This is a genomic window from Microcoleus sp. BROC3, assembly GCF_036702515.1.
Lineage (GTDB): Bacteria > Cyanobacteriota > Cyanobacteriia > Cyanobacteriales > Microcoleaceae > Microcoleus.
Genome location: NZ_JAUBTQ010000064.1, coordinates 21,002 through 30,493, shown reverse-complemented (window position 1 = coordinate 30,493; position 9,492 = coordinate 21,002). Strand labels below are relative to the sequence as shown.

Annotated in this window: 7 protein-coding genes; 5 read left to right on the top strand and 2 right to left on the bottom strand. The window is 44.8% G+C overall.

From position 1 onward, the window contains the following. Positions 1-416: 416 nt before the first annotated feature. Together QUB30_RS28395 and QUB30_RS28390 are read left to right on the top strand one after the other, a co-directional pair. Positions 417-3,854 carry a PAS domain S-box protein gene (locus QUB30_RS28395; RefSeq protein WP_333340685.1) on the top strand — a complete coding sequence of 1,146 codons (3,438 nt, stop codon included), beginning with the start codon at positions 417-419 and terminating at the stop codon, positions 3,852-3,854. Positions 3,855-4,054: 200 nt separating this feature from the next. After that, positions 4,055-5,353 (top strand): cytochrome P450, encoded by a 1,299-nt coding sequence (locus tag QUB30_RS28390; RefSeq protein WP_333340682.1) that lies wholly within the window; start codon positions 4,055-4,057, stop codon positions 5,351-5,353. A gap of 170 nt (positions 5,354-5,523) precedes the next feature. Here QUB30_RS28390 and QUB30_RS28385 read toward each other — a convergent pair whose 3' ends face one another. Both QUB30_RS28385 and QUB30_RS28380 read right to left on the bottom strand, forming a co-directional pair. Beyond that, positions 5,524-6,129, bottom strand: coding sequence for a chorismate lyase (locus tag QUB30_RS28385; RefSeq protein ID WP_333340676.1), 606 nt, complete (start codon positions 6,127-6,129; stop codon positions 5,524-5,526). 27 nt (positions 6,130-6,156) lie between these two features. Then, positions 6,157-6,738 (bottom strand): acireductone dioxygenase, encoded by a 582-nt coding sequence (locus QUB30_RS28380; RefSeq protein ID WP_333340674.1) that lies wholly within the window; start codon positions 6,736-6,738, stop codon positions 6,157-6,159. 318 nt (positions 6,739-7,056) lie between these two features. On the opposite strand from QUB30_RS28380, the gene QUB30_RS28375 reads away from it, so the two are divergent. The 3 genes from QUB30_RS28375 to QUB30_RS28365 all read left to right on the top strand — a co-directional run bounded on the left by QUB30_RS28375 (position 7,057) and on the right by QUB30_RS28365 (position 9,479). Further along, the gene (locus tag QUB30_RS28375; RefSeq protein WP_333340671.1) at positions 7,057-8,022 is read left to right on the top strand and encodes a M48 family metallopeptidase; all 966 of its coding nucleotides are present in this window, start codon (positions 7,057-7,059) and stop codon (positions 8,020-8,022) included. Between the two features lie 239 nt (positions 8,023-8,261). Beyond that, positions 8,262-8,687, top strand: a complete 426-nt coding sequence (locus QUB30_RS28370) for a DUF4359 domain-containing protein (protein WP_333340668.1) — start codon at positions 8,262-8,264, stop codon at positions 8,685-8,687. 231 nt (positions 8,688-8,918) lie between these two features. Further along, the gene (locus QUB30_RS28365; RefSeq protein ID WP_333340664.1) at positions 8,919-9,479 is read left to right on the top strand and encodes a TerD family protein; all 561 of its coding nucleotides are present in this window, start codon (positions 8,919-8,921) and stop codon (positions 9,477-9,479) included. Positions 9,480-9,492: the final 13 nt, after the last annotated feature.

Below are 9,492 nucleotides of genomic sequence, written 5' to 3'. Positions count from 1 at the left end.
CCGATTTAGCCACTCAAAAATATTGAAGATTATTATGATTGATTAGATAAAGTTATCACCACAAGTCCTGAAGAGCCCAGGCGAACCCTACATAATTAGGTTATGCGTCCAAGAGTGCCAATGTCTGCGTCCAATTAGCTAGATTAGGCAAAATGTCCAATGACTAACAGCAAGATGTAGCGTAGTATTATAGATAAACTCTCTCTATGAGTCGGAAAAAGTAAAAAATGCACATCCCCGCTAAGAAAAGATTGCTCGCTAATTCCGTAAATACACTTAATTCTCTAGCCAGCTTGGGTAAATATACGCAAATTTTAAAATGCTAGATTTCGCAAGCTAGCAAAGTTTTACAATATTTAAAATTTTTTATTGTAATTTTGAATCACCACAAGTAAAACGGAATCAACAGTAAAAAAATGAAGTATTCTGTTCGTATCGAAGAATCCAAAAACACTAAATTATTGAACTTACTGCAACTGTTGTTGAGAGAATTCACGGCAGCAGTCACCAGAATAGAAAAGGCAGAAGGCAGCAAGCAGTATGAAAAAAAAATCAGCCTAGCGACGATCGCCCCTGGCAGTTTATTCTCAATTTTGATAATTGTACTGCTGGTGTTAAACGGGTGGCTCGTAGCTGGCAGCGGCGCTCATTTCTACCATCGCCAACTTGCCCTGGGATTTTTGGCAATAGCAAATATTGTGTTTTTGGCGGTATCGGCGCGCTCAAAAGCTTCTGCTGTCGCAGCCCAAAACGATCGCCCATCCAGCAATCCCGACGGGGGCGATCGGTTTTTTAACCTCTCGCTAGATTTGCTGTGCGTCCTTAGTTTTGACGGTTATGTAACACTCATCAACCCAGCAGCAGAAAAAATACTCGGCTATTCCCCAGGAGAAATGATTGGCCAACTCTTCATTGAATTCGTGCATCCAGACGATCGCGAAACTGCTTTAAAAGAAGCTGAAAGTGTTGCTGCGGGGAATAATACCGTTGGGTTTGAAAACCGCTGGCGCTGTCGAAACGGGTCTTACAGGTGGATAGCCTGGACTGCTACCCGTTTCTGCGAGGAAGAATTGCTCTATGGTGTCGGCCGCGACATTACCGATCACAAACAAGCAGAAGCAGCGCTGCAAGAAAGCCAGCGTTTTGTTGAGCGAATTGCCAATACCAGTCCGAATCTTCTCTATGTTTACGACGAAACCGAGCAGCGAAATGTCTACAGCAACCGGGAAATCACTGACACCCTCGGCTATACCGCCGAAGAAGTTCAACAAATGGGCAGCAGTCTGTTACCTACCATTATCCACCCAGAGGATTTAGCTAAATTTCCCGAATGTTGGCAGCAATTAGAAAATGCTCCCGACGGCGAAGTTGTTGAGTACGAATATCGGGTACGCGATCGACAGAATTGTTGGCACTGGTTAGTCAGCCGAAATATTGTATTTAGCAGAACAGAGGAGGGAAAAATTAAGCAGCGTCTCGGTGCTGCTACAGACATTACAGAGCGCAAAATAGCAGAACAAGCTTTAGCAGAACAATTGAAACTTTCTCTATTCACTGCAGCTGTGGGAATTGCTCTAACTCAAAACCAGACTTTGCTTGCAACTTTGCAATATTGCAGCGATGCAGTTGTGCGCAATTTGGATGCTGCGTTTGCTCGGATTTGGACGCTGAATGAAGAGGGCAATGTATTGGAACTGCAAGCAAGCGCGGGGATATATACTCACATTGACGGCGCTCACAGCCGCATTGCTGTCGGTGAGTTCAAAATTGGTTTAATCGCCTTGGAGCGAAAACCTCACATCACTAATTGTGTACAAGAAGATCCCCGAGTTCAGGACAAAGAATGGACGAAACGAGAAGGAATGGTGGCTTTTGCTGGATATCCGCTAATTGTTGACAATCAGTTGCTGGGAGTAATGGCGATGTTTGCTCGCCAGGAGTTGAACGAATCAACGCTGGCTGCTTTGGCATCAAGTGCCGATGCGATCGCCCTGGGAATTAAGCGCAAACAAACAGAAGAAGCTCTCGCCACACAAAAGCAAACTTTGAGGGCAATTATTGACAACGCTCCCATTTGGGTGTGGCTGACTGACACTAAAGGCAAGATGCTGTTGGTTAACAAAACTTTTTGCGAATCTGTAAACGTTCCTGAAGAAAGATTTTTGGCAGCTTCTCATTCTTCAGAAATTTTGGGAGGGGAAGCATTTGCTAAGTGCATGGCCTCTGACGTGCAAGTTGGGAGTCAAGATACTCCTTTTTATGCTGATGAAATAATGCAGTTTGCTGACGGTAACAATCACCATTTAGAGGTGATTAAAGCTAAGGTAAAAGATGCTAACGGCAGCACGATCGGCTTAATCGGCTTGGGTTTGGACGTTACCAAACAAAAAGAATCTCAAATACAGTCCCAACAGTCGGAAGCGAGATTCCGTAAATTAGCAGAGCAGGAAGCGCTGCTGAACCAGCTAGCTAGCAATATCCGGGAATCTCTGGATTTAGATACTATTTTGGCCACAACTGTGCAGCAAATTCGCGAGTTGCTGCAACTCGATCGCTGTCAGTTTATTTGGTATTGGCCAGACGCCTCGCCGCCTGTTTGGGCCGTGCAATACGAGGCAAAAAATGCCGATTTGCCTTCGCTTTTGGGTTTAGTTCCTGCTGGTGTGACTGGTTCTCATGCCGAGCGGATTGCCAAGTTGGAAATAATTCGGGTTGATGATTGTGAGACTCTTACCGATCCAGCAGAGCGGGAATTTTTCAGGTCTGTAGGATTCAATTCTCTCCTGGACATTCCCCTTCAAACATCCGCTGGTAAAATAGGGGTAATTTGCTGTAGCGATTCTAGCAGCGTGCGGTGTTGGAGCGATGGAGAAGTGGAACTGTTAGTCGCAGTGGGCAACCAATTGGCGATCGCCATTAATCAAGCGGAACTTTACACTAAAAGCGTCGATTCAGCTCGGATAGCACAAGAACAAGCTGCCAAACTCGAAGTAACTCTGTGCGAACTCCAGCAAGCTCAAACTCAGCTCGTGCAGGCAGAAAAAATGTCGAGTCTCGGTCAGATGGTAGCAGGAATTGCCCACGAAATCAATAACCCAGTCAGCTTTATTTTCGGCAATCTTACCTACACAGAAGAATACACCACAAACCTGATGAAACTGGTGCAAATGTATCGAGATGAATACCCGGAACCTTCTCCCGATATTCAGCAGGCAATAGAGGTGTTAGAAATGGATTTTGTGCTAGACGACTTGCCGAAAATGCTGTCTTCTATGCAGGTGGGAGCCACTCGCATCCGCGATATCGTGCGGAGTTTGCGGAATTTTTCTCGCCTCGATGAATCTGACATGAAAAAGGTTAATATCCATGAAGGCATCGACAGCACATTGATGATTTTAGAACACCGTCTGAAAGTTCAGCGCGTTAGCGTAGCGGGTACTGAGTACCGTCGCCCCGCAATTCAACTCGTTAAAGAATACGGAGAATTGCCACTGGTGGAGTGCTACGCCGGACTGTTGAATCAGGTGTTTATGAATATTATCGCTAACGCTATTGACGTTTTACAACAACCGCTCGAAAATCCGGGAATTATCCGCATTCGTACAGAGGTAGAAGGTACTCTCGCTGTGATTAGAATTGCTGATAACGGTGCAGGCATGACCGATCGAGTCAAGCAGCGGATCTTTGACCCGTTCTATACTACAAAACCGATCGGTTCGGGGACGGGGATGGGTTTGGCGATTTCCCATTCAATTATTGTAGAAAAACATAAAGGTGAAATCAAGTGTTTCTCGGTGGTGGGGAAAGGCACTGAATTTATAATCGAGATTCCGATTAAAAGAACAGAAAATTAAATTGGTTTGTATGCAAAAATAGTAAGGTGCGTCAGTTTAAAAAAACCTATTTTTTTGTATTAACCTTAAGACATACCCATCTATATGCTACAAAAAAATAAAAGTTATTTTACCATAAATTTGTCTGCCCTACAATATGCACGAGACAACTAAAATGGATATGATATTAAAAATCTAAAATCTAAAATCTAAAATCTAAAATGGCATTACCTCCCGGTAGTTTCGGTTTACCCCTAATTGGCGATACCCTCAACTTTTTACAAGATTCCCAATTCGCCAAAAAACGCCACCAGCAGTACGGACCAATTTTCAAAACCAGCATCTTCGGACAGCCTACCGTGTTTATGTCTGGCCAAGAGGCTAATTTGTTTGTTTTAAGCAATGACAACCAATATTTTGTTGTGGCTTGGCCTGCCAGCACGAGAGCGCTTTTAGGGCCGCTTTCCTTGGCGCTGCAAACGGGTGCTAACCACCAAAATCGGCGCAAGTTGCTGTACCAAGCGTTTCAACCGCGAGCTTTGGTTGGCTACATCGGCGCGATGGAAAATATCACTCAGCGCTATTTAGAAAAATGGGCAAAAATGGAAACCGTGACTTGGTATCCCGAACTGAGAAAATATACTTTTGATGTGGCGGGTAAGTTGTTAGTAGGGCTTGAAAATGGTTCAAAAACGGCGCTTGGACATAATTTTGAAACATTTGCGGAGGGTTTATTTTCTATCCCTTGGGATTTGCCTTTTACTCTGTTTGGCAAAGCTAAAAATGGCAGGAAGTTACTGTTAGCAGAACTGGAAAAGATTATTCGCGATCGCCAACAAGGAAGCCTTAGTGGCAATGATGCTTTGAGTTTGCTGATTTGGGCTCGCGATGACGAGGGAAATAGTTTGAGTTTGGAGGATTTGAAAGATCAAGTGCTGTTGCTGCTGTTTGCGGGACACGAAACTTTAACTTCGGCGATCGCCTCTTTTTGCCTTCTCCTAGCTCAAAATCCCGATGTGATGGCAAAAGTGCAGGCCGAACAGCAGCAGTTCCCCGCAACTGAACCCCTAACATTGGAACAACTCAAACAAATGACATATTTAGAACAGGTGCTGCGAGAAGTGCTGCGTTTAATTCCACCGGTGAGAAATATTTTTCGGACAGCAATTAATGCTTGTGAGTTCGGCGGCTATGAAATTCCTAAAGGTTGGAACGTGGTTTCTGGGATTAATCAAACCCATCAGGATAGTCAACTTTATCCTGAACCGGATCGATTCGACCCCGATCGATTTAGCTCGGATCGATCGCCTAAACCTTTCAGTTACGTGCCCTTTGGCGGCGGTTTGCGAGACTGTTTGGGCAAAGAATTTGCCCGATTAGAAATGAAGTTGTTTGCGGCAAAGATTGTTCGGGAGTACGAGTGGGATCTGTTACCGGATCAAGATTTGAATTTGATCGCAGTACCGATTCCTCATCCGCGCGACGGTTTGCGAGTGAAATTTCGTCGGAACTATTCTTAAGAACAGGCAAGATGCCTGTTCCACAATAGGTAAATGTTCTTGTGGGCCGTTGCTCCTAGCCCGCCCAGAAAGCCACCAGATGCCCGTTCCACAATAGGTAAATGTTCTTGTGGGCCGTTGCTCCTAGCCCGCCCAGAAAGCCTTATTGATAATGGTGCCAGATCTCGGTCTCAATCAACATCCAATTGCATCGGCCCCAAATACTTAGTTAAATAAGGAGAAAAAACCTCATAAATCAGAGTCAATGGCTTACCATGATGCCAAAACAAATAGTGTCGCCCCCAAAAAGGCCCCAACTGTTCAAAAGCTGACTCCAAGGCCACCGAATCACCGCAATAAATGCCCTGCACATCGCGATACAATTCTGTGCGCAGCCGCGCTAAACTGGCCCAAATTGGCAAAGATTTATTTTGTAAATATTCATCTACGTGGCTCGCTTCCCACCAAGAAGTCGCATAGGCAAGGCGCTGTCCCGAAGCAGTCCGCAGCCACACTTGGCGGCGCAGGCGCGGCCCGGGAACGGCGACAATTTGCTGGGGCGCGCCGTCTGCGTCCTCACCCACTAAAGACATATCGATGACATCTACTTCTGTGGGTTCCCCTGTCAGCAGTTGCAGGTGACGGGTGGGGGAACCGTCGCCCAGGAGCAGTATTTGCCATGCCGGTGCTAGCTTGGTGTGGGGTAAACCCTTCTGTACTGCGTCTTCTGCTCCTTGCCACAGGGGGTTGAGAGCGTGCCAGGTTTGGCTGTTTTTGGATGTGAATGTTGCAGTCAAGGGTCTTTACAAAACTTAACTTTTCGCTTATGATAACGCTGTTTGGAGGTTTGTGAGCTTTTCCACATTTAAGCGCGATCGAATTTCCGTATCGGTATACTCCGGCGTCCAGCCTTCTTTGGTGGTAAAGTAGCGCACCGCTTTAATTTTCCGGGCTGCTGTCAAATAAAACCAGTGTTCTGTATTCGCCGGCACGTTGATAAATTCTTCCGGCTGCACAGTGAGTTCGACTTGGCTGCCGTCGGGCCGCACGAAGCCGAAAATGCCCTCGCCTGCTACGATATAGCGGACTTCATCATCGGCGTGGATGTGGCACTTGTTGAATTTGGACAGCATTGTGTCGAGGTTGGGAAGGTCTGGGTGCAGTACGATTAAGTCGCGATCTTGATAGCCTGCACTTTCCGACAATTGTTGAAAGTAGCCGTCGAGGGCTTGCAGCACTTGCTCTTTTTGATTGTCGTCAAGAGCATCTTTAGCTAACAAATTTTGAATTTCAGCGCTGTCACCCACGGGCCAGCGGTTGAGTTGAATGTTTAAGGAAGCGAGTTCTCGGGCAATGTCGCTAAGTTGAGTGTAGGTTGTACCGTTTTCGAGTCGCAGGATAGCCATTTTTTCACGTTCCAATTTTTGGGTGAGGCGATACACAGACACTTTGAAAGATATTGGTCGATCGCGTCTTTGGCAGAATCACAATTTTAACGTTAATTTGAACAGGACTTACAGGGGAACCCAGAAACCGGTTTTTTTACGCAATACTTCGTTACACACCGTAAATTCGGTAAAAAACCCGGTTTCTTTGTCGGAGTGCGTCCAAGACTGATGAACAGTTCAATATTTGTCGCGATAATATTGATAAGTCAGGCGGCCGGTAGCAACTGCAGCTACCTGCGAACCACTGATATTTTAAATGTAATCTTTGCAACACCTATGCCTACTTATACGGGAATTTCTAGCGAAGCATTTCAGCATCCCCTCGATCGCCAAGCCGAGGCAGCATTGCGCAGCGTGCCTGGATTTGACTTAATTGCCAGCAAATTTGTAGAATTTGTCTACGAACGACCGCAATTCGTTTACCTAATGGGAAATAGCATTCAAGTCGGGCCCCGCCAATATGCCAGCATTTATCATATATTTCGGGAGTGCGTGCAGGCTTTAGATGTTTCTCCAGAACCTGGTTTGTTTGTTTCTCAGAATCCCTCAGTTAACAGCTATGCCCTCGGAAAAAACCAGCCTTATGTAGTATTAAACACTGGTCTTTTAGACTTGTTGGACGAGGCGGAAATTAGGGTAGTCTTGGCTCACGAGTTGGGACACATTAAATGCGGTCATCCAACTTTAAATCAAATGGCGATGTGGGCAATGAGCGTCGCATCGACAATTGGCGAGATGACTTTCGGGCTGGGAAATATGGTCGGTAGCGGTTTAATTTTCGCTTTTTACGAGTGGCGGCGCAAGGCTGAATTGTCGGCAGACCGGGCGGCTTTGTTGGTGACGGATGACTTGAACAGCGTGATGAAGACGATGATGAAACTTGCGGGAGTTAGCAGTAAATATGCTGACCAATGCAGTTTGCAAGAATTTATCCGCCAGTCTGACAACTATCAAGAGCTCGATCGAGACAATCTCAACCAAGTGTATAAGTTTTTACTCTACAACGGCGGCCAGGGCGTGATGCTGAGTCATCCTTTCCCGGTGGAACGCCTGCGGTATTTGCGAGACTGGGCAAGTTCTGAGGAATACCGCCAAATTAAGCTGGGGAACTACAAGCGGGCTGTAGCTGAGGGTGCGGTTGATGTGAAGTCCCAAACGCCTAACAGCGAGACGGAGGCTTTGCGCCGTCAGATTGAAGAGTTGCAGCGGGAGATCGATCGGCAAAAATCACAGCGAAACTAAGTTTAAATTCCTCGTCCCCAGGCTGTGCCTGGGAACCAGCTAAATGTTTTGTTGAAAATGTTTTGTTGAAGATTTACCGGATTTGAGGGAGGGAGAAACGTAAAAGGAAGGTAAACCAGTGAGAGACTTACTCGCAACTGGCCTCCAATCTAAAAACTGTCCCCTCCTTTCGGAAATCTGTTTCTGAGGAGGTGTAGTTTAAATCAAGAGAAGCTTATAAATCAACGGGGCTAAAAAAAATGATTATTGATAACGCAATGAATACTAACAAGTCAACTTCTAATTTTTTCGGCAATGTGGGAAAAGTCGCGATCGCCCTGACTCTTCTGGCTGCAGGCATGGCATTTACAAACCCTGGGAGAGACAAATATCTAACTTATGCTTCCGGCGTACTCCAAACCGAGTTGGAAAGCACTGTGTGCAAAGATTCTCGCGTTCCGAAAGCTTTGAGCGGTATTACAGATACTTTGATCGGCAGTTGCAAGAATTTGCTGACTTCGCAGCGGGACACGATAGAAAGCTTGCTCGACAATACAACGCAGCGTCAAAATTTAGGTGTGGTCAGTATTTACACAACTGAATTAGGCAAAAAAAGCTATCAAACAGTTGGAGCTTTTGGTAATTTTGTTACCCTGCCACCTAGTTCGGAAAACCCTCAAAACTAATGTCAAATTAAGTTCAATTGTAGAAACCGGGTTTTGTAGAAAGCCCGGTTTCTACTTAGGTAATTCTCTCTAATAAAATCTAAATAAATTCGGATACAGGCAGGACATATTTTTAATCAAGCCCGGTATTAAAACCAGAATATTAAGTTTTGTTAAACTTAAAAAGTTATCGTGCCACTTAATATTAACATGAACAATAAAGTTTGATGTTTAAGAAATAAGCAAATGGCAATGCAATTAAGTAAGGGTGAAAGATTTAATATCTCTCAAGAAGCGCCGGATTTAAAAAAAATGGCGATCGCCCTCGGTTGGCAGGTAACAGAGGCAGGACAAAGCTACGAGATTGATGTCTCTGCGTTTATGCTAGGTGCTGACGGCAAAATACCTAACGATAAATATTTTATCTTTTACAATAATCTGCAATCTTTTGACAGTTCGGTACTGCAATCGATTCCTGAAAAAAACAACCGAAATCAAGAAAATAAGACTATTTACGGCGTTATCTTACAAAGAGTTAATCCTGAAATTGAGGAAATAACCTTTGTTGTCACTATTCACGAAGCAGAAAAAATTAATGCAAATTTTAGCAATATCAAAAATGCTTTTATCAAAATTAGCAATTTGGATACGGGAAGCGAACTTGTTCGGTATGAATTAAAAGAGAATTTTTCGGGAGAGACTGCTGTAGAATTTGGTCGTTTGTATAGAAAGAATGGAGAGTGGAGGTTTCAGGCGGTAGGAGCAGGATATCAGGCAGGATTGCAGAGTTTTGTTGACAAATATTGCAGCTAAAATAGTAATAATA

Coding starts and splice junctions, on each gene's coding strand:
- QUB30_RS28370 (WP_333340668.1), top strand. CDS start 8,262: ATGATTATTGATAACGCAATGAATACTAACAAGTCAACTTCTAATTTT.
- QUB30_RS28395 (WP_333340685.1), top strand. CDS start 417: ATGAAGTATTCTGTTCGTATCGAAGAATCCAAAAACACTAAATTATTG.
- QUB30_RS28380 (WP_333340674.1), bottom strand. CDS start 6,738: ATGGCTATCCTGCGACTCGAAAACGGTACAACCTACACTCAACTTAGC.
- QUB30_RS28365 (WP_333340664.1), top strand. CDS start 8,919: ATGCAATTAAGTAAGGGTGAAAGATTTAATATCTCTCAAGAAGCGCCG.
- QUB30_RS28390 (WP_333340682.1), top strand. CDS start 4,055: ATGGCATTACCTCCCGGTAGTTTCGGTTTACCCCTAATTGGCGATACC.
- QUB30_RS28375 (WP_333340671.1), top strand. CDS start 7,057: ATGCCTACTTATACGGGAATTTCTAGCGAAGCATTTCAGCATCCCCTC.